General features: G+C 27.6%; 23 protein-coding genes and 1 pseudogene. 1 reads left to right on the forward strand and 23 read right to left on the reverse strand.

Going from position 1 to position 26547, the window contains the following annotated elements:
- Positions 1-527 precede the first annotated feature (527 nt).
- From HF850_RS10705 to HF850_RS10780, 17 genes and pseudogenes are all read right to left on the reverse strand, one after another.
- Entirely contained in the window at positions 528-1946 is a 1419-nt protein-coding gene (locus HF850_RS10705) for an aminotransferase class I/II-fold pyridoxal phosphate-dependent enzyme (protein ID WP_169105437.1), read from the reverse strand.
- A 21-nt stretch (positions 1947-1967) separates the two neighbouring features.
- A complete protein-coding gene (locus HF850_RS10710; protein WP_169105438.1) occupies positions 1968-3191 on the reverse strand; it encodes a pitrilysin family protein in 1224 nt (407 codons plus the stop codon).
- A gap of 285 nt (positions 3192-3476) precedes the next feature.
- A complete protein-coding gene (gene scfB / locus HF850_RS10715; protein ID WP_169105439.1) occupies positions 3477-4835 on the reverse strand; it encodes a thioether cross-link-forming SCIFF peptide maturase in 1359 nt (452 codons plus the stop codon).
- Between the two features lie 139 nt (positions 4836-4974).
- The gene (gene scfA / locus HF850_RS10720) at positions 4975-5115 is read right to left on the reverse strand and encodes a six-cysteine ranthipeptide SCIFF (RefSeq protein WP_169105440.1); all 141 of its coding nucleotides are present in this window, start codon (positions 5113-5115) and stop codon (positions 4975-4977) included.
- Positions 5116-5437: 322 nt separating this feature from the next.
- Entirely contained in the window at positions 5438-6631 is a 1194-nt protein-coding gene (locus tag HF850_RS10725) for an N-acetylmuramoyl-L-alanine amidase family protein (RefSeq protein ID WP_169105441.1), read from the reverse strand.
- 5 nt (positions 6632-6636) lie between these two features.
- Positions 6637-8058: a hypothetical protein gene (locus tag HF850_RS10730; RefSeq protein WP_169105442.1), complete on the reverse strand. Its 1422-nt coding sequence runs from the start codon at positions 8056-8058 to the stop codon at positions 6637-6639.
- Between the two features lie 47 nt (positions 8059-8105).
- Positions 8106-8753: a hypothetical protein gene (locus tag HF850_RS10735; protein WP_169105443.1), complete on the reverse strand. Its 648-nt coding sequence runs from the start codon at positions 8751-8753 to the stop codon at positions 8106-8108.
- Positions 8754-9176: 423 nt separating this feature from the next.
- Positions 9177-9887 carry a CpsD/CapB family tyrosine-protein kinase gene (locus HF850_RS10740; RefSeq protein WP_169105444.1) on the reverse strand — a complete coding sequence of 237 codons (711 nt, stop codon included), beginning with the start codon at positions 9885-9887 and terminating at the stop codon, positions 9177-9179.
- Positions 9888-9901: 14 nt separating this feature from the next.
- On the reverse strand, positions 9902-10588 hold the full coding sequence (locus HF850_RS10745) for a Wzz/FepE/Etk N-terminal domain-containing protein (RefSeq protein ID WP_169105445.1): 687 nt from the start codon (positions 10586-10588) through the stop codon (positions 9902-9904).
- Between the two features lie 236 nt (positions 10589-10824).
- A complete protein-coding gene (gene htpG, locus HF850_RS10750; protein ID WP_169105446.1) occupies positions 10825-12759 on the reverse strand; it encodes a molecular chaperone HtpG in 1935 nt (644 codons plus the stop codon).
- An 81-nt stretch (positions 12760-12840) separates the two neighbouring features.
- Positions 12841-14598 carry an HD domain-containing phosphohydrolase gene (locus HF850_RS10755; RefSeq protein ID WP_169105447.1) on the reverse strand — a complete coding sequence of 586 codons (1758 nt, stop codon included), beginning with the start codon at positions 14596-14598 and terminating at the stop codon, positions 12841-12843.
- Between the two features lie 30 nt (positions 14599-14628).
- Positions 14629-15513, reverse strand: coding sequence for an HD domain-containing phosphohydrolase (locus HF850_RS10760; protein WP_243159463.1), 885 nt, complete (start codon positions 15511-15513; stop codon positions 14629-14631).
- Between the two features lie 18 nt (positions 15514-15531).
- Positions 15532-15897, reverse strand: a complete 366-nt coding sequence (locus HF850_RS15825; RefSeq protein WP_243159464.1) for a PAS domain-containing protein — start codon at positions 15895-15897, stop codon at positions 15532-15534.
- A 179-nt stretch (positions 15898-16076) separates the two neighbouring features.
- Positions 16077-16355, reverse strand: a complete 279-nt coding sequence (locus tag HF850_RS10765) for a hypothetical protein (RefSeq protein WP_243159465.1) — start codon at positions 16353-16355, stop codon at positions 16077-16079.
- Complete coding sequence (locus tag HF850_RS10770) at positions 16345-16803, reverse strand: ATP-binding cassette domain-containing protein (RefSeq protein ID WP_169105448.1); 459 nt, start codon at positions 16801-16803, stop codon at positions 16345-16347. Before HF850_RS10770 ends, HF850_RS10765 begins: the two co-directional genes overlap by 11 nt.
- Before the next feature lie 208 nt (positions 16804-17011).
- On the reverse strand, positions 17012-18025 hold the full coding sequence (locus tag HF850_RS10775; RefSeq protein ID WP_169105449.1) for a sensor histidine kinase: 1014 nt from the start codon (positions 18023-18025) through the stop codon (positions 17012-17014).
- A pseudogene (locus HF850_RS10780) lies at positions 18022-18691 on the reverse strand (response regulator transcription factor). The gene HF850_RS10775 and the pseudogene HF850_RS10780 overlap by 4 nt, the downstream one beginning before the upstream one ends.
- A 162-nt stretch (positions 18692-18853) precedes the next feature.
- Between HF850_RS10780 and HF850_RS10785 the strand changes: the two are divergent.
- Positions 18854-19393, forward strand: coding sequence for a hypothetical protein (locus HF850_RS10785; RefSeq protein WP_169105450.1), 540 nt, complete (start codon positions 18854-18856; stop codon positions 19391-19393).
- 150 nt (positions 19394-19543) lie between these two features.
- On the opposite strand, the gene HF850_RS10790 is transcribed toward HF850_RS10785, so the two are convergent.
- The 6 genes from HF850_RS10790 to HF850_RS10815 all read right to left on the reverse strand — a co-directional run bounded on the left by HF850_RS10790 (position 19544) and on the right by HF850_RS10815 (position 26140).
- The gene (locus HF850_RS10790) at positions 19544-21718 is read right to left on the reverse strand and encodes a YhgE/Pip domain-containing protein (protein WP_243159466.1); all 2175 of its coding nucleotides are present in this window, start codon (positions 21716-21718) and stop codon (positions 19544-19546) included.
- Positions 21719-21886: 168 nt separating this feature from the next.
- On the reverse strand, positions 21887-23308 hold the full coding sequence (locus tag HF850_RS10795; protein WP_243159467.1) for a polysaccharide deacetylase family protein: 1422 nt from the start codon (positions 23306-23308) through the stop codon (positions 21887-21889).
- 175 nt (positions 23309-23483) lie between these two features.
- The gene (trpS, locus tag HF850_RS10800; protein WP_169105451.1) at positions 23484-24497 is read right to left on the reverse strand and encodes a tryptophan--tRNA ligase; all 1014 of its coding nucleotides are present in this window, start codon (positions 24495-24497) and stop codon (positions 23484-23486) included.
- 405 nt (positions 24498-24902) lie between these two features.
- On the reverse strand, positions 24903-25136 hold the full coding sequence (locus HF850_RS10805) for a TIGR04540 family protein (RefSeq protein ID WP_169105452.1): 234 nt from the start codon (positions 25134-25136) through the stop codon (positions 24903-24905).
- A gap of 151 nt (positions 25137-25287) precedes the next feature.
- Complete coding sequence (locus tag HF850_RS10810) at positions 25288-25719, reverse strand: universal stress protein (RefSeq protein ID WP_169105453.1); 432 nt, start codon at positions 25717-25719, stop codon at positions 25288-25290.
- Positions 25720-25852: 133 nt separating this feature from the next.
- Positions 25853-26140, reverse strand: coding sequence for a hypothetical protein (locus HF850_RS10815; protein WP_169105454.1), 288 nt, complete (start codon positions 26138-26140; stop codon positions 25853-25855).
- Positions 26141-26547 lie beyond the last annotated feature (407 nt).

A 26547-nucleotide genomic window follows, 5' to 3' on the forward strand; every position in this document is an offset into this window, starting at 1 on the left:
CAATAAGATTATATCATAAATAGAAATATATTTTTATATATTTTTATAGATTATTTTTAACAGTTAAAAGCCCCCTTAGTCTTTATTTCTTATTGCTCATTAACATGAATTATAATATGTATATAATATTATAATTTGTTAATATTTTCAATAGTTTTTTGCATTTTTGTTACATTCAACCCCATATTTTTAATATTTTATATTTATAATTATATTTTCATTGTCAATCTAACATTTAACCCCTCTATTTATAAGTATCCTATTTACATTCTCATATTGGTTAGACACAAAAGACTACATTATATAATTTATTGATTATTTTTCTTAATAACCAGAAATTGACAACAACAAAAAAAAATCGCAAATCCAATATATTGAATAATACGATTTTTATACTTTACTATTTAGTTTTTTTATAACTATTTATTTCCTTATAACATACAAACTTAATTTACTTAATTACGTGCAATAAAAATAAATATACTTTTTTTAATTCATATAAATTTCAGTAAATCTAAAACTAAACTCTACATCACTATTACATGTACCTTATTCTTATCTACGCCCATAATAGTCCTTCCATTATTGGCATAATCCTTAATAATTTCAATAACTTCATGAGTTATAACCTCACCTGGGCATACTAAAGGAATTCCTGGTGGATATGGTATTATGCTTTCCTTAGCTATTTTTCCCTCGCTTACTTCAACATCAACAAATTCACTTTTTGCATCAAATGCTTCATAAGGTTCTAACATTTTTTTCGGAATAATACTGCTGTATGATGGATTTTTTTCACATGCAAGTGTACTCATATCTAACTGTTTTATTGCTTCATAAATCTTTAAGAAATCCTCTTCCTTATTTACTGGAGATAATATAAGTACTACACCTCTTGCAAAACTCATCTCACATTGTATTTTCATTTCACTCATGAAATCTTGAAGTTTATGGCCACTATATCCATCTGGAACAATTAAAACATATCTGCTTAAATCAATTTCATATTTTTGTTTATCTTCAGCTTCAAGCATTTCTTTAGATAATACTTTTACTTTTCCAAGACTATTTATTCTTTCCTTCCAAACTTCAGCATTATTTATAAGTCTTTCATATTCATCATGACCATACTCATCTAAATAATGCCTTGCATAATCAAGTGATGCCATTATCAAATATGATGGAGATGTGCTCATAAACGCTCTTATATAAAATTCTGCATGTTCACTATCATCATTAACCATAAGATATGACCCTTGAGTCAATGATGGCAATGTTTTATGTGCACTTAAAACAACATAATCAGCCATACTTGAAACACTTTTAGGCAGTCTGTCACTTGCTCCATAATGAGCACCATGAGCACTATCTATGATTACCTTTAATCCTCTATTTTTCAAATCTTCTAGTATATATTCTATATCATATGTAATTCCAAAATAATTTGGATAAGTAAGTATTATTCCTTTAGGATTATTAGCTTTATTTATAGCTTCATATATTTTATTTTTATCTGGTGGAAGAAATACTCCATTCTTTTCATCTATAACAGGTTCTATATATGTTATCTTAAGCCTTCTAAGAATTAATCCATTATAGATAGATTTGTGACAGTTTCTCTCAACAACAACTTCATCACCGTCATTAAATGCTGAAAAAATAGCTGCAAGATTTCCACCTGAACTTCCATTAACTAAAAAGTAAGCCTTTTTAGCATTATAAGTCTTTGCAAGCATTTCCTGTGCTTCTTTTATTACACCTTCTGGCGCATGAAGATTGTCTAGGTTATCAACTTCTGTTATATCCATTCTCCCCATATTATTCATAAATTCTTTACCAAGCTCATCAATATAATATGTACGCCCACTTTTATTTCCTGGCATTGATAATAATAATCTTTGTTTATTATGATACTTAATAAGTTCCTCTAATAATGGTGCTTTCATTTTTTCTCCTTTACTTATAGTTTATTGTATTACTTGTATAGAACACTTTGATAATACCTTTTCTGCTGTTTCAAAAATTTCTTCTATAGTTATTACATCTAAATCATCTATTTCATCTAAATATAACTGTCCACTGTTAAACATAGTATCGTGAGTAGATAATTCCTTTGCCATGACTATACTTTGTTCTTCTCTAAACAATCTCTTAAGCTTAAAACTCTTAATAAGCTTGCTTTTGAGTTCTTCATTAAATTGTTTTTTATATTCTTCAAGGCAAGTTATACATTTCTTCAATACATCTAATGTTTGATCTGTTTTTTCCTTTGAAGTTGTAAAGGTGATCTTGTATAGCTTAATATAATTTTCATAAACCACTCTAGTAAGTACATCATACACTAATCCATTTTTAGTTCTAAGATTGTCATATAATACACTGTTTACTCCTTCTCCAAAAAATTGATTAAAGATTCTTAGACTTTTCATTTCTCTTTCATTTAATTCATCTATTGGAAATATAGCTTGTATCTTGCATGTTTTTGAATCTTTCTTTTCATCATAGAATATTTTATTTTTAGGAAGTTCATATTTATCTAAAACATTATTCTCAATATTATTTTCAGACTTCCATTCACCAAAGTGCTTTTCGCATATTTCCATTACTTTATCATAAGCTAAAGAAGTAACTGCTGTAATCACTCCATTTTCCGGGAAATAATTTTCTTTATAGAACTTTTTAATATCCTCTAAAGTCATACTATCTAAGTCTTTATGAACACCTATTATTGGATACTTAATTCTTCTTTCATTAAATGCATTCATAAATAACTTATCTTCACAATACTGTTCTAAGTCTTCATCCCATTCATTTAGTTCTTCTTTTATTACACTCATTTCCTCTTTAAATCCATTTTCATCAAAGGATGGATTTATTAATATATCAGAAAAGATTTCAAGTCCTTTTTCAAAATCTTCACTTAGTAATGTTCCATAATATATAGCATATGGATAATTAGTCATAGCATTTTGAAACCCAAAAATATTGCTAAGTTCTTCATTTATCTCAGCTTCACTTCTCTTTTTAGTACCTTTGTACACCATATGTTCAACTGCATGGGCAGTCCCCATCTTGTCATCTTCTTTTTCAGCCCCTGCTCCAGCATTAAAGCTTATACATATAGAAGAAAGAGCTCCTTCTCTATGCTCATATATAACTTTTAAATTATTTTTTAAAAATCCTTCTTTCAAATTAAAACTCCTTATCTTAAATATCAATCTCTTTATACTACTAAATTATATTACTTAATTTTAGACTATAAAATTATAGACCATATTTACTCCAATTATAATCTTATCACAAAAAAGCATTCTATTTATATTCATAATAATTTATGAATATAGATAGAATACTGATTTTAAGTACATTTCAAAAATTCCTCTTTCTTTTTTTAATTAAATCATACTATTTCCATGAAACAAAAAGACGGTAACATAATTTCTTACATTACCGTCTTATATATTTCAACTAATATCTTATTCTTCTACAGCCTTTAATGCTATTGCACATTCGATTCTCTTCTTTTGCATCTTACATCCAATTTCATATGGTATGTTCATATCTCCATTGAAGTTTACGTTGTTAGCTTGGCATCCACCACTACAGTAGAATCTTGCCCAACATTCTCTACATTTAGGCTTGTTATATATATGAGCCTTCTTGAATGTCTTAGCTAATTCACTATTATAAGTATCTTCATAAATATCACCTAATTTATATTCTTCTTTACCAACAAATTGGTGACATGGATATACTTCACCTTGTGGAGTTATTGCAACATATTCAAATCCTGCTCCACATCCTGAAATTCTCTTATAAACACATGGTCCACCTTGAAGATCTATATTGAAGTGATAGAATTTGAATTCATCTCCTTCTTTCTTTCTTCTAGCCATTTCTTCATATAATTTATCATAGTTATCAAAAATAGTTTCAAGATCTTCTTCTCTTAATGAAAGTGGGCTTTCATCTGGTAATACAACTGGTTCAATTGATAATTCTCTGAATCCTTCATCTACCATAGCCATTACGTCATTGTAGAAGTCTGTATTATCTCTAGTAAATGTTCCTCTTACATAGTAAGTCTTACCTGGAGTTCTTCTCTTTATCATTTCCTTTATGTTTGGAACTATATCATCGTAAGAACCAGTCTTATCGATTTTAATTCTTACGTTATCATTAACATCTTTTCTTCCATCAAGAGATAAAATTATATTTCCCATTTCTTTATCCATATAATCCATCATTTCTGGAGTTAAAAGAGTAGCATTTGTAGTCATTGTAAATCTTACATTCTTACCCCATTTTTCTTCGTTATCTCTTGCGTATTGAATTATTTCTTTAATCTTATCCATTATTAAAGTTGGTTCTCCACCAAATAAATCAATTTCAATATTCTTTCTAGGACCACTTCTCTTTATAACGTAGTCAATTGCCCTTTTAGCAGTTTCAACGCTCATAACTCCGCCATGACCATGGTATTCACCTTCATCTGCAAAACAGTACTTGCATCTTAAGTTACATCCGTGAATTACATTTAAGCATATTGCTTTTATGTAATCTCTATCATCCATAGAACTATGTGCTATTTCTTCATATTGATCTTCTGAATAAAGAATTCCATCTTCAGCTAATTCTTGAATTTCATCATAAGCTTCTGAAAGTTCTTCCTCATCATATTTACCCTTAAGTCTATCTAAAACTTCTACTTTAGATTCTAACTTATTATCATCTAATATATCATAAACTAATTCATCTACAACGTGTACCGCACCAGTATTAACATCTAAAACAAAAAAGTTTCCGCCTTGTTTAAATTTATGTATTAACGCCATTTTAAACTCCTCCTAATAAATATAACAATTGTAAATATACAATTGACAATAGACAATTATATACACCATATTTAAATTGTCCATTGCCAATTATACATTAAATTAAAGCAGTAACGCTTAGTTACTGCTTCAAATTTTACTAGTTATTTTCGCATTCTAAGTTTGCAACTGTGCAAGATGTCTTACAAGCTGATTGACAAGAGTTTGCGCATTCTTTGCATCCTGGTTTGCATAAGCTGTTTTTTATGTTTGTTTTGTTGATTGTTTTTATATGCTTCATTAATAAAAGCCCTCCATTCAATTTTTCTCTGACAATTATACCATTGTTAGTACAAATTCTCAATGGTTATTATTAATTGTTATATTATAACAATTATATATATAAATATATATATTAGAATCTGTTCCTTTTATTACTAATAAATTTAATATTACCAGATTCTACATTTTAATTTTTACTTTATTATATTTTTCTGTATAATATTAATTCAAAATACTGCAAATTCAATTATTTTGAAAAATTAAGCTTTTAAAATAATAAATATTTAAATAGAAACAGATGAGCTCTATATCTATCTGTTTCTATTTTTAAAATTTAAGTATTATTTAACAACAGAAGTTACGTAGCTTATTTTTCCATCTCTAACTACTCTAACTACACCTTTTACAACAGTATTTTGACCTTTTTCAGGTGTTATAATGAAAGTATCACCATTTTTATCAACTTTTTCAGCTCCAATAACATAGATATCTCTAGTTACATAATCTGATGAGTTATCGGCTATTTTTAATGGACTCTTTTTAAACTTATAAGTGTTATCAGCTACTTTTTCTAATTCAGCATAATCTGCATAAAACTCATTTATACTTGGTACAGTTGATAATACTATATCTTCACCACCTCTACCACTATTTTGCGCATGGTGAGTACTTTTACTAGTTGATGATGATCCTGTATGTGAATTACTTGAGCTTCCACCTTTATCTTTGGAATTATTTCCATTATTATTTGTTGAATTACTTCCTTGATTATTTGTTGAACCTTGATTTATAACTGTTCCATTTGAGTTAAATTCTTTATCTACTTTTGGAGTATCCCCTATGCATTCTCCAGATGCACTAAATGTATATTTAGATCCATTTATTTCTACATTTCCAGTTGCCATAGATCCTGATGGTTGTAAACAATAAACTTTTCCACCAACTTTTACAATCCCTGTTTGCATTGATCCTTTTGTTCCATCTGATACTGGATTCATGTAATACCATTTTCCATTATCTTGTATCCAACCTGTTTTCATTGATCCCTTTGTTCCATCTGATACTGGATTTGTGTAATACCACTTTCCTCCATCTTGTATCCAACCTGTTTTCATTGATCCTTTTATTCCATCTGATACTGGATTCATATAATACCATGATTCCCCATCTTGTATCCAGCCTGTTTTCATTGATCCTTTTGTTCCATCTGATACTGGATTCATGTAGTACCAATTTCCATTATCTTGTATCCAACCTGTTTTCATTGATCCTTTTGTTCCATCTGATACTGGATTCATATAATACCATGATTCTCCATCTTGAACCCATCCAGTCTTCATATATCCAACTGAATCAAAATGATACCAATTTCCATCTAATTGTCTCCAACCAATAGAATATGAATTTCCTTCAGTATTCCACCATCCTTTGCTATCATTTCTCCAAGCAGCTGAAGCTCCCATTGACGTTACAACTGATATAGTAGCTACAGCTAATGCTGCTGCGACTAACTTTTTTAACTTTAAACTCTTCATTATACTTACCTCCTAGTCAATCTCTTCTTTATCACTAAAATATCCATAATTAATCCAACTATAAAAATCCCTATCGATGCTATAAATAAAACTCTACAAAAATATTCTGAAGATGCTAAAATCATAGGTTGAAAATATGACTTATTTACAATTCCACCAAACTTTATATAAACTTTAGATAAATATATAAATCCAAAAGCAATTGTTGATAACATTCCAGATATCATAATTGACTTAGATAAATAATTAATTACCTTTATAAAACTAAAATTATTGTTAATCATTAATGCTATAATAAGAATTATCAATATTAATAGATCAATATAAAATGATTTATAGACAATTGATGTTGCTTTTACTGCATACATAAATACACAAGAATTAATTAATTGAGAAAAATTTAGATTACTCATCTCTTTATTTATGATAATTTCAGATTCATCCATCAATTCTGAATATATTTTGTCCATCTTTTCATCAAAGCTCATACTCTCATCTAAGATTATAGACATAACTATATTTTGTATCTTTGTTTTAGAAATTTTACCATCATCAATATTTCCACTTTGTGAATTTACTTTTTGAGAATTATCTGATAAATTAATATTATTTTCTTTAGTATTATTTTGTTTTTCATTTTCATATACATTTTGTTCATTAGAATCACTTACATTATCCTCAACTTTATTAGAATTCGTTGATGTCTGTGAGTTTTCATTTGGTTCATCTTCTTCATCAAGATATCCATGATCTTTTGCGTATTGCCAAAGCTGTTCTTCAGTTATGCCTCTTTGAGCCATTTTAGCTCTAGCCTCAGCCTCTGTTATGCCTTTTTCTTTAAGTATAGCTCTAGCTCTCGCTTCTAATTCTGCTCTTGTAGCTAACTTTTCAAAAAATACATCATTATTTATATTATTATAATTATCTACTTTTAAATTTAAGTTATTAGAGCTGCTACCAATCTCTATGATTAAATTCATAGGTTGTATAGTATATTTATTTATTGCTTGGTAGCTAGTTAAATCCTTTTTCTTATTAATATAAGCATCATAACCAGTTAAAGAATTTAAAGCTTCAGCTATTCTTTCTTTGTATATATTAACATCAATCTCAGGTACATTAGTTTGTCCATTAATAATATTACTAATCATATAATCAAGAACCACATTTGCTTCTTTTCTCACATCATCTTCAGTTATTATAGATTTTTTAAAATCTTCACTTATATCATCACCTAAAATAGCACTCATTTTTCCATAAAGTGCATCAGTAACAACAGAATATGTATTAGTAGAATCTAATAAATTTAAATAAATCTTCTTATTAGTAAGAGAAAACCTTACAAAAGCAGATAACATAGTAACTAATATAGTACAGATTAATAAAACAGTAAGAACTACATTAATATACTTTGTTGTTTTTTTCATTATAAATTAACTCCAAACTAGCTTATTTTTTTGAATTCTTTATATAATTATAATAAGTTCAATAAATCCGCCCATGTATTGATTTTTCCCAATTCATTTTGTAATGAATTTACATTTTCTGAACTTACTTGAAGAACTACTTGTTCATCTCTTTCTAAGGTAACTACAAGTTTATTATTTGAATTTTTACCATAAGTTAATTTTCCATTTAATTTTTGAACATTAAAATATTTGTTTATAGTGTCTTCTAATTTTTTAGTTCCATCAGTATGGTAATCATACTTAAATTCTTCTACCACATCATTCACAACTTTTTTCATTTGTTGTAAAGTTTCATCAGAATTTTTACTAACATACATAATAGAAGTCAATATTTCTTTGAAAGTTTTTCCTTCATTATATTCTTTTTCAATATTACTTTTTATTTGTTCTTTAATATTAGTATCAGTTATATCTTGATCAATATATTTTTTAATATCTTCTATAAAATCATGTGTCACATAATTTTTACTAATACTAGCCTTATTAATATTTAAACTTTCAGCTATATTTTGTCCTTTAATAACATTCATGATTATTTGATTTTTGGCATTCTCTCTATTTCCAGCTGATTCAGCTGCAAATACATTCATTGACGTACATGTAGTAATTGTTAATGCTAGTGCACCAATTGATAGAAGTTTCTTAATTTTCATTATCTTGTTTCCCTCCAACTATAAATTAGAATTTTAACTCATTTGTATTTTAAAATAAGTCACTCATATCTATATGATAACACATTTACAGCTACTCTTCTACATTTTTTTCACAGATTTTCTAATTAAATTATATTATAAGAAAAATTTATTAATAATTTTGATGTTTTTGTCGAAAACAATATATTATAATAAGTATAATTATATTTAATCTTAGTAGAGTTTAATCTGTTATCAAAATAATATGCATCATAAAATACCATAAAAAAATAAGCCATATGACTACTTTCATATGACTTATTAAAATTCTTATATTTCTATATTTTTCATTAAATTCTTTTCAAATTCTATTATCATTTCTTCAATAAACTTAATCACTATAAGCATATTAACTTAATGTCAGTTATTAATTTATTTTTTCTTTTATTCTCCATCATTTCCATAGTAATAGTAGTACTTACCCTTTAAATTGTCTACTCCCTGTAATACACATCCAATAATATTGGCACCTACTTTTTTCAAAGAATCCTCTGCTTCCAGTACAGTATCTCTTTTAGTTCTTTGGGCTCTAGCTACTAATATAGTACCATCAACTTTAGTTGAAAGAATTTGAGCATCTGTAACAGCACCAACTGGCGCACTATCAAGTATAATCACATCATACTCTTCTTTAAGTTTATCTAACAAATTAGTCATAGCTGAAGATGCAAGCATTTCTGCTGGATTTGGTGGAAGCTTTCCAGACGTTAATACAAATAAATTATCACTATGCTTTTGAACAGCTTCTTGTAAATTTACTTTACCTAATAATAGCTCAGATAATCCAACCATGTTCGATATTTTAAACTTCTTATGTAAAGATGGTTTTCTTAAATCACAATCAATTAAAATAACTTTATTATTATTTTCAGCAAAAGTTAATGCTAAATTTCCAGATACAGTTGATTTTCCTTCTGCTACTTCTGCGCTTGTAACAAGTATAGTCTGTATTTTTTTATCGAAAGAAGAATATTGTATATTTGTTCTTAATGTCCTATAAGCTTCAGATATTACAGACTTAGGATTTCTTTCAACCTCAAATCCAAGGTACTTTTGATTTTCTACTGCTTTCTCTAATTTACTTTTAAAAAACATTTTTATTTTCTCCCCTATTTAAACTCATCCTCATTAGGAATTACTCCTATTACAGGTAATCCAAGTTGGCTTTCCAATTGTTCCTTTGTTTTAAACGTATTATTCATAAATTCAATTAAAAAACTAAATCCTACACTTACCATTAATCCTAATAAAAATGCAATTGCTATATTTAATTTTTTATTTGGGCTAACTGGATTTTCTGGCACTCTTACTTCTTCAATTACTTGTACATTTCCATTTGGTATAAGCTCTGTAGAATAATTAATAAATTCATTTGTTACTGATTCTACTACTTCTTTAGCCAACTCTGGATCAGTATTAATATAACTTATCTCCAAAATCTCTGTATCTGCTCTTGGAGTTACAGTTAGATTTCCTAAAACATCTAATGAATTTAAATTTAAATTAGCCTCATCAAGTGCTCGTCCGACCAAATCATTTGTTGCAATAACTTCTGCATACGTTTTTAATAGTTTTTGATACATCTGAACATCATTATTGCTATATGACTGATCAGCATTTTGACTTTGTTCCTTACCAATAAATAATTTAGTACTTGCTTCATATTTAGGTGAAATAACAAAAAAACTTATAATTGCTGAAACAACTGTAGCTATAATAGTTATTGAGGCTATTATTTTCCATCTTTTTTTAAGTACATCAATAATGTCTTCAATTCTTATAACTTCTTCATTCATCCTATAATTCTCCATAATATATATTTTTTCGACTATATTCTATTTTAACATCAAAAAATGATTATGTTAATAATAAATCATTATATTTTTTAATATTATTTCATATAACTCATAAAAACATTTCCAAATTTTACACAAAATATAAAAGAATTAAATACAATTGCATTTAACCCTTTTATATAAAAATTAAGCCATCTATATTTTTATATAGATGGCTATTTTCAACACAGAATTTTTTATAGTTCTGTAATCATATTTAATATTTTATTATTTCTCTTTATGAATTTATCCATTTCATCAGCATCTAGCTCTTTGTTCGCAATCTTAGCTAAATCAAATATATGCTCGCATACAAGTTTAACTTCATCTTTTTTGCTTTCATCCTTAGAGATTCCAACAAGCTTTTTAACTAAAGGATTATTGTTATTTACAACTAAAGTTTCCTCTTCTTTAAACATACCCATAGCTCCCATACCAGCTTGAGCATACATCTTACTCATTTCTGCCATTCTTCTTGATTCTTCTGAGATTAAGATTATAGCTGAAGTATCTGTATTCTTTAATCCTTCAACAGATATCTTAGAAACTTTTTCTCCTAAAGCTCCCTTAAACATATCTTCTATTTCTTTGTTTAGATTCTTAACTTCTTCATTATTTTCATCAGTCTTTGTTCCTAATGTATCAGAAATATCTGAATCTATTCTCTTGAACTTAACTCCATTTTCATGCATTTCTAAGAATGTAATAAAGTGATCATCTAATGAGCAGTCTAGTATAAGTGCATCAAGATCATATTCCTTAAACATCTTTATATATTGAGACTGTTGTTTTTCATCATTAGCATAATATACTTTATTTTCATGCTTTTCTTTATTAGCTTCAAGGTAATCTTTTAATGTTACATATTCGCCTTTTAAATTCTTGAATATGATTATATCTTTAATCTTTTCATAGAACTTTTCATCTCTTAAACATCCATATTTAATGAATATTTGAATATCTGGCCAGAATTTATTGAACTCTTCTCTGCTGTTCTTGAATAAGTCATTTAACTTATCCGCAACCTTTTTAATAATATGGTTAGATATCTTAGTTACATCTTTATCATTTTGTAAGAAGCTTCTTGAAACATTTAAAGGTAAATCTGGACAATCAATTGTACCCTTAAGTAATAATAAGAATTCAGGAATTACTTCTTTAATGTTGTCAGCAACGAATACTTGGTTATTATAAAGTTTAACCTGTCCTTCTCTGATTTCAACTTCATGAGTTAGCTTAGGGAAGTATAGTATACCCTTTAAGTTAAATGGATAATCCACATTTAAGTGAATCCAAAATAAAGGTTCATTAAAGTCCATAAATACTTTTCTATAAAAGTCTTTATATTCTTCATCTGTACATTCGCTTGGCTTCTTCATCCATAATGGGTGAGTATCATTTAATGGCTTTGGAGCTTCAGGTTCAACTAATTCCTGATATTCTGTTCCATCTTCTTTTTTCTTTGTAACATACTTAGGTTCTTCCTTTGGTTTATTTTCATCTTCTAAGTATATTTCAGTTGGTAAGAACGAGCAATATTTTTCTATTATCTGTCTTACCTTATATTCTTCTAAAAATTCACTACTTTCATCATCAATATATAATGTTACAGTTGTACCTCTTGTAGTTCTTTCATCACTTGATGAAATTTCATATTCAGTACCACCAGTACATTCCCACTTAACTGGTTCTGCATCTTTTTTATAAGATAATGTATCTATTTGAACTTTAGTAGACACCATGAATGTTGAGTAAAATCCTAGACCAAAGTGGCCTATTATATCCTTACCTTCATCCATTTTATCTTTATATTTTTCCATAAAATCTGTAGCACCTGAAAAAGCAACTTGATTTATGTACTTTTTAACTTCTTCTTCAGTCATTCCGATACCATTATCAGAAAACTTTAATGTCTTCTTTTCTTTATTTACAGAAACAACTACTTTGTATTTTTCATCCTTTGAAGCTTCAGCTTCTCCTAATGAAACAAGTCTTTGAAACTTACTTATTGCATCACATGCGTTACTTATAACTTCTCTTATAAATATATCCTTATCAGAGTATAGCCATTTCTTAATAATAGGAAATATGTTCTCTGTATCAATTGATATATTACCATTTTCTTTTATCATTACATAACCACTCCTCTATATTTTTCTAAGATTATTTTAGCCTTATTAGTATATATTGTCAAATAAATACATATATAAAAGTTAAAAACTACATTTAATAAATTGTTCAAATTCCTTGACTATTTCAGGATCAAACTGTGTTCCAGAACATCTTTTAATTTCTTTTAGTGCCTCTTCATGACTTAATGCTTCTTTGTATGCTCTTTTACTTGTAATAGCATCATATGAATCTGCTACACTTATTATCCTTGAAATAAGTGGAATCTCTTCCCCCTTTAATCCTAGAGGATAGCCCTTTCCATCCCATCTTTCATGATGACTTAAAACATACTTAGCAATATCATTAAACTCAGTAGCTGCATTAATTAATCTATATCCCTTTGCACAATGTGTTTTTACAATCTCATATTCTTCTTCTGTAAGTTTGGTTGGTTTGTTAATTATGCTCTTATCTATTCCTACTTTACCTATATCATGAAGCTGAGCTGCAGTTATTAATTCATTCATTTCAGACACTTTTAAATGTAATACTTCACCTATTCCCTTTGCATACTCCGTCACATGTTTTGAATGCTCATTAATCCCTCCATAATTTTCCTCAAGACACTTTTTAAACGAATAAATTATAGAACTTCTAATACTCTTTTTTTCAACTATTTTTTTTCTATATACTTTTTCTTCTACTCTTTTTATGCACTCATTTATATCTTCATCTTTAGATTTTTTTATGATTTGTCCAAGTGCCATACTTACCTGTATATAGTTATGTTCTACTTTGTTGCACATTTTCTTTATTGTTCTAATTATACTGTTACAGTTATTTTCAGTAACATTAGGAAGTAAGACTATAAATTCATCTCCTCCCCATCTATATACATATGGCCCACATACTTCTTTCAAAATATTTGCTGCATGTATTATAAGCTTATCACCCTCTAAATGCCCAAAAGTATCATTAACAATTTTAAGACCATTTAGGTCTGCCATAATTATCCCAAGTGGAAAATATTCTTCATTGTCAAATTCTTCAATCTTTTGTTCAAAGCTATATCTATTATACAAACCTGTAAGAGTGTCAATTTCAGTTAAATATATGAGTCTTTTTTCATTAGCATTTCTTTCAGTAACATCCCTTGCAACAGCAACTATTCCACAAACATCTCCATCATCATCTGTAACATAATTCTTTATATATTCATAAATTAAATCATTACCTTCTTTATCCTTAACACTCTGCTCATAGCGCTTTACTTCTTTATTGGCTATTATTTCTTTATCAATATCATTGATCTTTTTTGCTTTTTCTTCATCAAAACCAATTTCAATAGCCGTTTTGTCTAATATCTCTGAGACACCCATACTATTGTATATCTCTTTAAATGCTTTATTATAATTTTTAATTCTTCCTTGCTTATCTTTATAGAATATTGCTTCTGGAATTCCATCTATTATTTTTCTTAACATAGATGCCTGCTTTTCTAACTTATATTCTCTATCTGTTCTTTCACCTGCGTCAACTATAATATTGCAGATAGCATATACATTGTCCTCATTATTTCTTAATAATATCTTATAAATGTCATATATATTACTTCCAATTTTAATTCTATTTATTGTTAAATTTTTATCACTGATATCGCCAACAAATTTCTCTAATACTTCAAAGTCTACAATTTCATCAAAATGTTTGTTATTTGCTTCTTCAAAGCTAATATTAAATATATTTTCAAAAATTTCATTAACATAGAAGATTCTGTCCCCAGCATCCCCTATACAAATTGCCCATGGTAAATAATTTGATAATATTTCATATGCTTCAACAAAATTTTTATATTTCATAGCAATTCTCCTTTGTTTATATAAACACCTTTATATATTAATATCTAGTAAAGCATTATTTTCCACCAAAAGTTTAAATTCTCTTACTATATTAGGATCAAATTGACTTCCTGCACATCTTTCAAGTTCTTTCATAGCTTCTTCATGCTTTAATGGTTTGTTGTAAGGTCTATTACTTGTCATAACATCATAAGAATCTGCTACACTTATTATTCTCGAAATAAGTGGTATTTCTTCTCCAGTTAATCCAAAAGGATATCCATTCCCATCCCATCTTTCATGATGACTTAAAACACATTTAGCAACTGTTTCAAGGCCGCTAGATGCATTAATTATTCTATATCCATTCTCACAATGAGTTTTTATAATTTCATATTCTTCGTCAGTAAGCTTACTTGGTTTTTTAAGTATATATTCATCTATTGCTATTTTACCTATATCATGTAGCTGAGCTGAAGCAATTAATTCATCCATTTCTGATACTCTAAAATTTAATCTTTTACCTATTTCTATTGCATAATTTGCCACCCTATTAGCATGTTCACTAGTTTCATAACTCTTATTTTCAAGATTCTTTTTAAGAGAATTAATTATAGAATCTTTAACACTCTTATTTTCCACTAACTTTTGAGAATATACCTTTTTCTCCACATTTTTAATACATTCATATATGTCTTCATCTATAGATTTTTTTACTATATTCCCCAAAGCAATATTTACCTGTATATAATCATGCTTTACTTCCTTACATCTTTTTTGTATATCCCTAATTATATCTTCACATTTACTCTCATCAAAATTAGGAAGTAAAACTATAAATTCATCTCCGCCCCATCTAAATATATATTCTCCACATATTTCTTTTAAAATATCTGCTGCTTTAAAGAATACTATTTCTGGAAGCGAATCTACCATTGTTCTCAGAAGTGATGTCTACATACTTAATTGGTCTTCTTTATTAACTTTTTCAGTTATATCAATAAAAATATCACATATAGCATATACATCATCATTATCTTTTAGAGGAATACGGTAGATATCATATATATTACTTTCAATTTTTATTTTATTAGCCGTTAATTTCTTATCCTTTACCTTATCATTAAATTCTCTAAGACCTTCAATTTTTAAATCTTCATAAAAATTTTTACTAATTATTTTTTCATAACTAATATGAAATATATTTTCAAAGACTTCATTTATATATAAAATATTACCATTAACTTCTTGTATACAAACTGGCCATGGTAAATCTTTCATAAATCCTTTGTATAATTCAACAAAATTCTTACATTTCATAATAGTTCTCCTTCTTTTTTAATAGCTTTTATTAAATCATATCAAATTTATTCAAATAAAAAAAGTACTAGATTTACCAGTACTTTCTCAAAATTCATATAAATAATGTTAACAACACACTTTTTATGCAATATAATATAAAATAATTAATACCCATAACCCATTTTTTAAGCTCCCTTTTAATTAAATTCATTATCTATAACATTTTTATATGATATATATGTGCCATACAAATATCCACCATGTATTACAGACACTCCTATAGACAATATAGAAATAAGCTTATTCATAATTTCAACATACTGTCTCTGACTTTCATTCATCTGCCCTACTACAGTCTGATTATTTATAGAATTAAAACTATAAAATATACATACAGCAAAGGTTATAGTTAAAAAGTAAATAGTATAATCTTTAAAACTTCTCTTCACATTGTTAAAGGCCATTTTAAAATACATCTTTTGAGTCACCTCCAAGCATTGTCACTACATCAATTATCCTATTAAAAAATTCTTTTCTAGTATCATTTCCTTTTATAATCTCGTTAAAGATTTTTCCGTCTTTAATAAATAAAATTCTATTGGCATAACTTGCAGTAAATGCATCATGAGTAACCATAAGTATTGTTGCTTCTAATTCTTTATTCAATTTTTCCATTGAATTTAATAACAGTTTTGCAGCCTTAGAATCTAATGCGCCAGTTGGTTCATCAGCTAGTATAATCTTAGGATTATTAACTATAGCCCTTGCAGCTGCCACCCTCTGTTTCTGCCCGCCTGAAGGCCCCATAATCCCAACGAACTCACCCTTTTCAACTTTAAAGCTTATATTATTGATTGCCTTTGTAATATTGTCCTTATTTCCATAATATTTTTCTATATTTTCAACGTTTAATATGCTTTCCATAGTTGTTTCCTCCTCATTTATCTTATGAATTTATTTTATACCCGCACTTAATTAGTTCATATTAAACAATCTTTCAATTATATTACAATTGTGTAAGATAAGAAATAAGTATTTATAAATCTTAATTCTCATATTCACCTTATGTACTCATAAATAAAAATGCAGATATCACAGTTCTTATGTCCTGCAATACCTACACTTTATCTTGTCAAAATGAAATTATAACCTTTGTTCCGTATTCTTTCTTTGATTTTATATTTATATCAAGCTGAAGTTTACAACATAGCTTTTTACACAAGTAAAGTCCTATGCCTGTAGATTTTCCATATACTCTTCCATTTTCCCCAGTAAAGCCTTTATCAAAAACTCTATTAATATCTCTTTCTGATATTCCAATTCCATTATCCTCTATTATTAAATTGAGTTTTCTATCCTTCACATAATATTCAGATGACTTATCATTTTCTTCAGTATATATTTTTGTTTGTGCTCCACTTTCTCTACAGTACTTAATTGAATTTATTATTATTTGATTTAAAATAAATTTAAGCCACTTACTGTCGCATATAACATTAATATTAACTCTATCTATTTTTAATGAAATCCTCTTATTTATAAAATCACGCCTGTTTTCCCTTATGCATTCGTTGACTACATCCTCAAGATTAAATTCCTTTACTATATAATCCTTACTTACATCTGTACTTCTTGAATAATAAAGTGCTTGAGTTATATACTTCTCTATTTTTTCTATCTCTCTTATAAGTTCATTCTTCTCATTTAACCTACTGTTCTCAAGGGTGAGCTTTAATGATGATATAGGTGTTTTAATTTCATGTACCCATGTTTCTATATATTCTCTATACTCCCTTTGAAGAAATTTATGAACATTTACCTCTTCATGCATATTTCTATTACACTCCCTAAGGCAGTCATAGAATATTTTTCCCTCATAATAATTTGGTCTCTTTATAAGCTCTGCTACAAGATATTTCTTATCAAGCTTTTCAATAATATTAATAATTTCACCGTAAAATTTTAATTCCTTACGATAATTTAATATCATATAAATAACAACTGGAGCAAACCATATAAAGAAAATAGAAAATAGTATTATATTAGGCATATCTGCTATTTTCATAATCACAAATATAAGCATATACACCATAAAATTTAATATTAAAAACGGAGAATTTGATTTTAAATAATCTCTTATATTCATAGTAAGATATATCCAAGCTCTCTCTTAGTTTCTATGGCATTTTCAAATCCTATATCATCTAATTTTTTTCTAAGCCTTGTAACATTAACAGATAGTGTATTATCATCTATAAATAAATCAGAACTCCATAAATAATCCATTAAATCCTTACGACTTACTATTGATTCTTTATTTTTCATAAGGCAGGCTAGTATTTTAAATTCATTCTTACTTAAATAAGCTGTGTTATCCTTATAAATTACTTCTCCTTTATTTATGTTAAGTTTAAGTCCTCTATGCTCCATATATTCTTTCACTATATTATTTCCACTTCTTCTTAAAACAGCTCCAATTCTTGCAAGAAGAATTTGAGTATTATATGGCTTTGTTATAAAATCATCTGCACCTATATTCATACTCATAATTTCATCCATATCACTATCTCGACTTGTTACTATTATTATAGGTATATTTCTATTCTTTCTAACCTCACTGCATATAAAGTATCCATCACAATAAGGAAGATTTATATCAAGAAGAACAAGATCAGGCTCATTATCAAGTATGCACTTTACTGCATTTTTAAAATCCTCTATTCCAACAGCCTCATATCCATAGGCCCCCTAAAAATTCAATCAACTCATTTTTTATATTTTCATTATCTTCAACAATAACTATCTTTGCCATATTCCCCTCCACTTAAAACGCTATATTTTTATTTTACCATATAAATACATTATTTAAATAATACCCCATACAACAACTATTTATTCTAGACAATAATCGCTGGTTTATGTAGTATATTTTATATATTTAATTTGTTTGGTAAAAAATAAATGAGGTGTGATTATGAGAAATAATTTACTAATTCCAATTAACACTGTTGAATTCAAAACAAATGTTAATATAAAATTCAACAATATACTTTCTGGCTTTGATAATTTTCTAAACTTCACTATAGATGCTAAAAATATTAAAGATGGTGAAATCAAATTAATAACTTTAATAGAAAAAATCTTTGAAGAAAATAATAATGAATGTTACATTGACCTTTATTTAAACAATCTGTCTGAAGAAGATAAAGAAAATCTTCTTAACTTAATTTCTGATACTTATGATAATGAATTACTTAAAGAAATAATAAATTTAAAACACAATACACCTTACTACAAGCTTAAAGATAAATCACTCATCCCACTTCTAACTAAATTAAATACAAGAGAAATATTTTTCGTTACATTTTATTTTGTAAAAAAAACTATCACAATCTGGGGAAATTATAATCTTAATTTTCCATGCTTCTTTAATACCAAAAATACTTTAGAAGAATATTTAAATTTAGTTAATACATTTGATTTTAATATACAAAACATAAATCTTAATATTTAATAAAATTAAAAAGTAGTATAATACTCAAAAATCTTATACTACTTTTTTATAATCTTATATTAATTTTACCCCTGCGAATTTTCGCAACATGTTGCGAAAGATATTTTCCTTACTATCTTAAATATGTTCAATATAATTTATTTCTATGTATTATTCACCTAAATGGCTTTCTTCAAATTTATGACTAAAATTAGATATAACCTTACTGAAAGGCTTCTTTAAAAATGTTCCTATTAAAATAAATAATCCTCCAAAGAAAGCAAGTGCAGTCAAATCTGTACTTACTACTTTAACTACTGTACCTCCTACACTTTCCCTCAATAATGAAACTGCATAAGTAAATGGTAAGAATGGATGAATACTTTGGAAAAACTTTGGTGTAAGTTCTATAGGAAATGTTCCTCCACTTCCTCCTATTTGAATTACAAGAAGTACAATCCCAATTACCTTTCCTGCATTACCAAATACAGAGCATACAGTATATACAATTACTGCAAATACACAGCTGATAAACATAGAAAATAGTACAAAATATACAGGGTGTACAGAATAAATCTTCAAATAAAATAAATCTCCAAGTGCAACTATAACACTTTGAATTAAGCATATTGAAATAAACAAAAGAAGTTTTCCAAAATAACTTTCTATAGAATTAAATTTAATCTTTTCACCATTTTCATCTACCATTCCATGTGGGTCTACCCCTAAAACAGATGTTAATAGAAGAACTCCTACCCATAAAGATAACGTAGTATAAAATGGTGTCATTGCTGTACCATAGTTACCCATTGGGAATAACTGCTGCTCAATTAAGTTTACAGGGTTTGCAAGAAAATTACTTCTCAGCTCAATATCACTCTTAAGCAAATCTATAAGCTCCTGAAGGCTTTCATCATTATTTACTTTTTCCATCTTTTCTACTAATAAATTAATTGTTTCTTCAGCTTTAGGAAGCTTTTCCTTTACAAATTCTATTCCTTCAATCCCCTTATCAGCTCCATTATAAGCTGTATTCAAAAGATTGCTTACATCAGGTAGTTTAGCTTCAGCTTCATTTAAAACAGATAATACATTATCACTAGTCTTATTTATACTATCTGTAATGTTATTTATCTTAGGTACAATTTCTGAATCATAATTTGAATATAAGTCAGTAGTTATTGAATTTATACTATCAGAAAATGTCTTTAAATTATCAAGAAGAGATGTATCCACAGTACTTCCAGAATCAATTTCATTCTTTATAACTGTCAATGTTGATTTCAAACTTGAAATATTAGACTGTACATTATTAAGTCTGCTTACTACATTATCAAGTCTTGGCGAAATATTATTTAAAGCATTAAATACATTCAATGCTGCTGAATTTATTTTATCTAAGGTATTTACTCTATTTAATAAATTATTTACTGTTTCAGGAGCCTTCTCTCCTCCACTATTTACAAGATTTGTAAGTGTTGTAGAATAATCCGAAACCTGTGAACTTATTTCAGATAATATTCTTATATCTTCTTTTATGGTTGGTGATAATTCATCTAATGCAGTTTTAGAAGCCGAAGTAAAGTCCTTAAGCTGATTAGTAAGATTTCTGCTATTATTAATAGTTTCCTTAACTAAAGGAATATCTTTTTGCAGACTACTAGTAATATCTTTTAATTTAACTACACCATTTGCTGCAAGATCTACTGTTTCATTAACATCTGTAAATCTCGATTGCACATCTAAAAGCATATTATATACATTAGTTATTTTAGGCTTTACATCTTCAATCTTAAGGCCAATTTCCTTAGTTGCCGATAATATTGTACTTCCAACTGTTTCAATAAATGTTTTACTTATATTTTCTTGAATTCCAGTTGCCCCTTTAGATGTAAGCTTAGGTGCTATAGCATTAATCTTTTCATTCACTTTATATATGATATCTCCCCTTTGAATGTCTTGAGTAATTACTGAGGCTATCTGCTCAGAAAACTTTGTTGGTATAGTAATTGTTGCATACAGTTCTCCATTTTTAAGCATTTCATCAGCCTCATCTTCATTTAGAAATGTCCATCCCATAAGATCATTTTCTTTAAGGCTATCTACTATTGAATTTCCTAAATTAATTTCCTTTCCTCTTACTTCAGAACCTGAATCCTGATTTATAACCCCAATCTTTATCTGACTTGTAGCCTCCTTAGCATATGGATCCCAGGAAGCTGCAATATTGAACCATGCATAAAGTGATGGAAGAACACATAATGCACCTACCGTTATAATTGCTGCATAATTTTTAAATAAATTTCTTAAATCAGTTGTAAAGATTCTAAATATATTTTTCAACATAGTCACCTCATCTTTCTGTTTTTATTTTTTTACAGATATGATTTCAAATAATATTTTCATAACTATATTCCGTAGTTTTTAATTAATTATTCCATTTTAAAAAAACAAAAGGTTTCAATAACAAAGTATTTTCTGTTATTGAAACCTAGATAATTTTAATATATACAATTATCCTAATGTTCTAAATTCATATCCATGCCCTTTAAAATATTCAATAATCTTTGGAAGTGAATTTGCAGTTTCTTCTTTACCATAAGTATCATGCATAAGAAGTACTACCATTTCCTGATTCATTGAACTTTCTACTGCATATTTCAAAAGCTGGCTTGCATCTTTTTTTTCGCCCTCAGCATCTCCACTAAGTGCACTCCAGTCTATAGATGCCATGTTATTTTCCTTTAAATATTCATCTAGTTTGTCCATGTCCTTCCATGACATATACCCTCCAGGACATCTTATGACCCTTGTAGAAAAATCATCACCCAATATCTTTTTTAATTCATTTTCATTCTTACTGTAATCATTTTTGAAAGCCTCTAAATCAAGATGTCTTCCTGGATAAAGCACGCTATAATCATGGCAGTATGAATGATTTCCTATAGCATGTCCCTTATTATATTCTTCTTTAACTAGCTTTTTTGCATTTTCTCCGCCATCTTCAAGTACCGAACCCATTATAAAAAATGTAGCTTTTACATTATAATCATCTAATATCTTTAATATTTTAGGAGTTACTGTATTAGAAGCACCATCATCAAAAGTTAAAAATACAATCTTTTTTCCTCCATTTTGATAATCACCCTTTTTAAGTTTTTGGGCTACTTCTACTGCATCATAGATAAATTTCTGCCCTTCATCACTAGTATTTTTATATTTATTATCAGACTTATTATTCTCTTTATTTGAAGAATTTGTTTTATTACCTTTTTTCTTACTAGTATTTATATCATTCTTTTCAGTATTATTTTTAGTATTACTCTCATCATTATTGTCTGAGTTCTCATTGCTATAATTTAAATTTAATGATATCTTATTATCATTAAATGATATAGCTCCTGCTTTGCCTATTGCTGCTCCAAACAAAAATATGCTCATAACAATAAAACTCATAGCACGCATATATATATTTGGAACTTTTAATTTTCTCTCTTCTCTTCTTACTTTTCTATTGTTGGTTTTATCTCTTTCAAAATCATTAATATTATTATTTTCTTTTATATCTTCTTTTACAATACTGTTATCTTGTTCTCCTATCACTTGTTCTATAATGTTGCTATCTTCTTCTATTTCTTTCTCTACAACATTAACATCTTGTAACTTTTCTACCTCTCTTTTTGTAAGGCTATCTTCTTCTACAATACCATCTTCCTCTATCTCTTTTTCTGCGACAGGAATATTTTCTGTTTTTTCTATATCTCTTTCTGAAATAATATTATCTTTTATTTCTTCTACTTCTTGTTCACAATCTGATTCTATTTTTTCTTTTTCTACAATAGTATTATCTTCTACTTCTATATCCTTTTCTATTATCTCTACATCTTCCTCTTCCATATTTACATTATTATTTGCTTCATCATTTAATTTATCCATAGCTGATCTCCTTTTCAAATCCAAATAATTATTCCATATAAATTAAAACTTAACTTGTTTTGTTTACATATTATATTAATATTAACAATGGCATCAGCATATGAATAATAATTATAAATTTAGCAAATAAAATAAGACACCATAATATTTATGATGTCTCACCTTATAATATATTCTATTTGAAATATTCTAATCCAATTGCGTTACGTACTTCACTTAAAGTCTGAGCAGCTACTTCTCTAGCCTTATCGCTTCCATCTTTAAGCATCTTATAAACTGAATCCATATCCTTAGCAAATTCTTCTCTTCTCTTTCTGATTGGTTCAAGTTCAGCTTGCATTACTTCATTTAAATATCTCTTAACTTTAACATCACCAAGACCACCTCTTTGATAATGTTCTTTCATTTCTTGAACAGCTTCCTTATCTTTAGCAAAAACATCTAAGTAAGTGAATACTGTATTTCCTTCAATTTGACCTGGATCTTCTACTCTTATATGGTTTGGATCAGTGTACATTGACATAACTTTTTTCTTTATAGTATCAGCATCATCTGATAAATAAATACAGTTACCTATAGATTTACTCATCTTAGCTTTTCCGTCTGTACCAGGTAATCTTCCGCAAGTATCTTTTGGAATTATAGCTTCTGGTTCAACTAATACATCACCATATATACTGTTGAAGCTTCTTACTATTTCCCTAGTTTGTTCTATCATAGGTAATTGGTCTTCCCCTACTGGAACTGTTGTAGCCTTAAATGCAGTTATATCAGCTGCTTGGCTTACTGGATATATTAAGAATCCAGCTGGAATACTATTTTCGTAATTTTTTTGTTTTATTTCAGTTTTAACTGTAGGGTTTCTTTCTAATCTTGAAAGTGTTACAAGGTTTAAGTAGTGCATTGTAAGTTCATGTAATTCTGGTAATTGAGATTGAACAAATATAGTTGATTTTGTTGGGTCTAATCCAACTGCTAAATAATCTAAAGCAACTTCAGTTAAGCTCTTTCTTATTTTTTCAGGATCTCTTGCATTATCAGTAAGAGCTTGTTGGTCAGCTATCATTATGAAGCTTTCATAATCTCCTGTATTTTGTAATTCAACTCTGTTCTTTAATGAACCAATATAGTGACCTATATGTAATTTCCCTGTTGGTCTATCTCCTGTTAATATTATTTTTTTACTCATTAAAAATTCACTCCTTAATCTATTTCATCTATTATTTATTTTAGCCTAAAATATCTATAAAAAACAAAACTCCGTCCTAAATTTAGGACGGAGATAATATCCGCTATACCACCTATTATAGTGTATATATAATCAAAACTTATATATAAAAACTTCAAACACAATTCATGTTCTATCTGCTTTAAGGTGCAGCACTCCATATCATATACTCTCAAAAAATTCTTTTGATTTCCCTTCATTCCTACAAGGCCCATTCATAAAACTCTTTCATGCCAGGCTTCCACCATCCCCAGCTCTCTTATACGAACCTAAGTTAAATTACTCTTCCTCTTCAAAGGATTATTACTATTCACTTTATTACTATCTTAATTGTTCTAATAAAAATTGTCAACTTATTCAATAAAGCTATTTGTTGCTGTTTACAACTTCATCAATTATATTTACTCTTTCTTCACCTAAGATATTGGCAATTTTAACTGACATTGCTTTTTCCTTATATACTGCATCTTTGTTTGCATTTACAATTTTCATTATCTTATCTGACATAGTATCATATGTTATTAAATCCTCATAATAATTATCTACGATGTCCTTTAAGCATGTTGCTAATTCTCTTGGATTTTTATAAACTGCTCTCATTTTGTACTCCTTATTGTGTATATATTAGTTTAAAGTAATTTTTAAATTCTTACCCAAACATAGGATTTTGAATAAGTTTTATATATTATATCACCATAACTATAAAAATTCCATGTTCTTAATCAAATAAAATACTATTATACACATTTATCTACTTTATACTTATAGAAAAGTCACTTGGTACAATCATTACTATACATTTTGCTCGTCTTACAACACTTGTAGTGACTGAACCAATTAACCTGTTTAAGCCTCTTTTAGTAGACTTAGTCATGACTATTACTCCTATGTTTTCCTCAATTGATTTTCTAATTATTTCATAACTTGCATATCCAAATGTAAAATAAGTATTAGTTATATAACCTTTCATTTTTTCCTTTGCTGCTGACAATATATCTTTAGATAATTCCTGGGCTATTCTTATTTCATCTGCTACCATCATTTCATTAATGGCTACTAATTCTTTTACATGCATTATTGTAATTTCAACAGATCCCTTTGGGAATATTTCTTTAACAAAATCCAAAGAATGCATACTTCTTTCAGTTCCATCAATTGGTATTAAGACCTTTTTCTTGTCCATATAGATCAACCCCTTAAATATCTATTAATATACAAATTCTATGAAAACAATTAAACACCTTTTAAAATTATAATCTTTTTTTACTCTTTATCTTGAATATATGCCAAGTTAATTGTTTACACAAAATTCATTTTTAATGCAGAAATTTATTTATCATAGTACCTACAGCCACGAACAGTATAACACCAACAATTACAGTTATATATACTAATGACATCCATTTACCCATTTTATTCCCCATACTTCCATAAGACTTATTTAAAGGTAGTGATATTGGTTTGCCCTCTTTATCAAACATCATTGACATCCTTTTATCACTGGCAATATAACCTTTATCGCTTTTTGTGACCTTTAGATTCTTAACATCCATCTTCCCTTTCTCACAAAATAATCTAATCTTTTTTTTAACCATATCTGTCATAAATTCTCCCATCACTTTCATTTAAACTTATATAAAATAAAAGGAAGACATATAAATTTTTTATACTGCCTTCTCCTATAGTCCCTCTAATATTGTATAATTTTATATTAAATAAAACAATTACCATTTTAAGTAATTTTTTTAAGTTTAAAATTATTTCTTCAGAAAACTTATTATAATAATTTATATGTTTAATTGAAAAATCAAATAAAGTTCTAGTAATTTTAATAAAATAAATAATTTTTATCTTTAAATAAATCTGATACATATATAAAAATAAATACTTAAAGTAAAATTAATAAAAATACACCTTATATAAAATCAAAAACTAAATTAGCTTTAATAGACTTATTCAAAATAACAGTGTAGAATGACGCGCGGGGTTATTTCCCTTAATTATTTATAAA

It is taken from the genome of Clostridium sp. SM-530-WT-3G (genome assembly GCF_012843905.1).
Lineage (GTDB): Bacteria > Bacillota > Clostridia > Clostridiales > Clostridiaceae > Clostridium.

Bases quoted from the DNA above. Each gene is read 5' to 3' on its own strand.
- HF850_RS10705 (WP_169105437.1), bottom strand. From the start codon at position 1,946: ATGAAAGCACCATTATTAGAGGAACTTATTAAGTATCATAATAAACAA.
- scfB (WP_169105439.1), bottom strand. From the start codon at position 4,835: ATGGCGTTAATACATAAATTTAAACAAGGCGGAAACTTTTTTGTTTTA.
- scfA (WP_169105440.1), bottom strand. From the start codon at position 5,115: ATGAAGCATATAAAAACAATCAACAAAACAAACATAAAAAACAGCTTA.
- HF850_RS10725 (WP_169105441.1), bottom strand. From the start codon at position 6,631: ATGAAGAGTTTAAAGTTAAAAAAGTTAGTCGCAGCAGCATTAGCTGTA.
- HF850_RS10730 (WP_169105442.1), bottom strand. From the start codon at position 8,058: ATGAAAAAAACAACAAAGTATATTAATGTAGTTCTTACTGTTTTATTA.
- HF850_RS10735 (WP_169105443.1), bottom strand. From the start codon at position 8,753: ATGAAAATTAAGAAACTTCTATCAATTGGTGCACTAGCATTAACAATT.
- HF850_RS10740 (WP_169105444.1), bottom strand. From the start codon at position 9,887: ATGTTTTTTAAAAGTAAATTAGAGAAAGCAGTAGAAAATCAAAAGTAC.
- HF850_RS10745 (WP_169105445.1), bottom strand. From the start codon at position 10,588: ATGAATGAAGAAGTTATAAGAATTGAAGACATTATTGATGTACTTAAA.
- htpG (WP_169105446.1), bottom strand. From the start codon at position 12,759: ATGATAAAAGAAAATGGTAATATATCAATTGATACAGAGAACATATTT.
- HF850_RS10755 (WP_169105447.1), bottom strand. From the start codon at position 14,598: ATGAAATATAAAAATTTTGTTGAAGCATATGAAATATTATCAAATTAT.
- HF850_RS10760 (WP_243159463.1), bottom strand. From the start codon at position 15,513: ATGGTAGATTCGCTTCCAGAAATAGTATTCTTTAAAGCAGCAGATATT.
- HF850_RS15825 (WP_243159464.1), bottom strand. From the start codon at position 15,897: ATGAAATGTAAGAATTTTGTTGAATTATACAAAGGATTTATGAAAGAT.
- HF850_RS10765 (WP_243159465.1), bottom strand. From the start codon at position 16,355: ATGTATTTTAAAATGGCCTTTAACAATGTGAAGAGAAGTTTTAAAGAT.
- HF850_RS10770 (WP_169105448.1), bottom strand. From the start codon at position 16,803: ATGGAAAGCATATTAAACGTTGAAAATATAGAAAAATATTATGGAAAT.
- HF850_RS10775 (WP_169105449.1), bottom strand. From the start codon at position 18,025: ATGAATATAAGAGATTATTTAAAATCAAATTCTCCGTTTTTAATATTA.
- HF850_RS10785 (WP_169105450.1), top strand. From the start codon at position 18,854: ATGAGAAATAATTTACTAATTCCAATTAACACTGTTGAATTCAAAACA.
- HF850_RS10790 (WP_243159466.1), bottom strand. From the start codon at position 21,718: ATGTTGAAAAATATATTTAGAATCTTTACAACTGATTTAAGAAATTTA.
- HF850_RS10795 (WP_243159467.1), bottom strand. From the start codon at position 23,308: ATGGATAAATTAAATGATGAAGCAAATAATAATGTAAATATGGAAGAG.
- trpS (WP_169105451.1), bottom strand. From the start codon at position 24,497: ATGAGTAAAAAAATAATATTAACAGGAGATAGACCAACAGGGAAATTA.
- HF850_RS10805 (WP_169105452.1), bottom strand. From the start codon at position 25,136: ATGAGAGCAGTTTATAAAAATCCAAGAGAATTAGCAACATGCTTAAAG.
- HF850_RS10810 (WP_169105453.1), bottom strand. From the start codon at position 25,719: ATGGACAAGAAAAAGGTCTTAATACCAATTGATGGAACTGAAAGAAGT.
- HF850_RS10815 (WP_169105454.1), bottom strand. From the start codon at position 26,140: ATGACAGATATGGTTAAAAAAAAGATTAGATTATTTTGTGAGAAAGGG.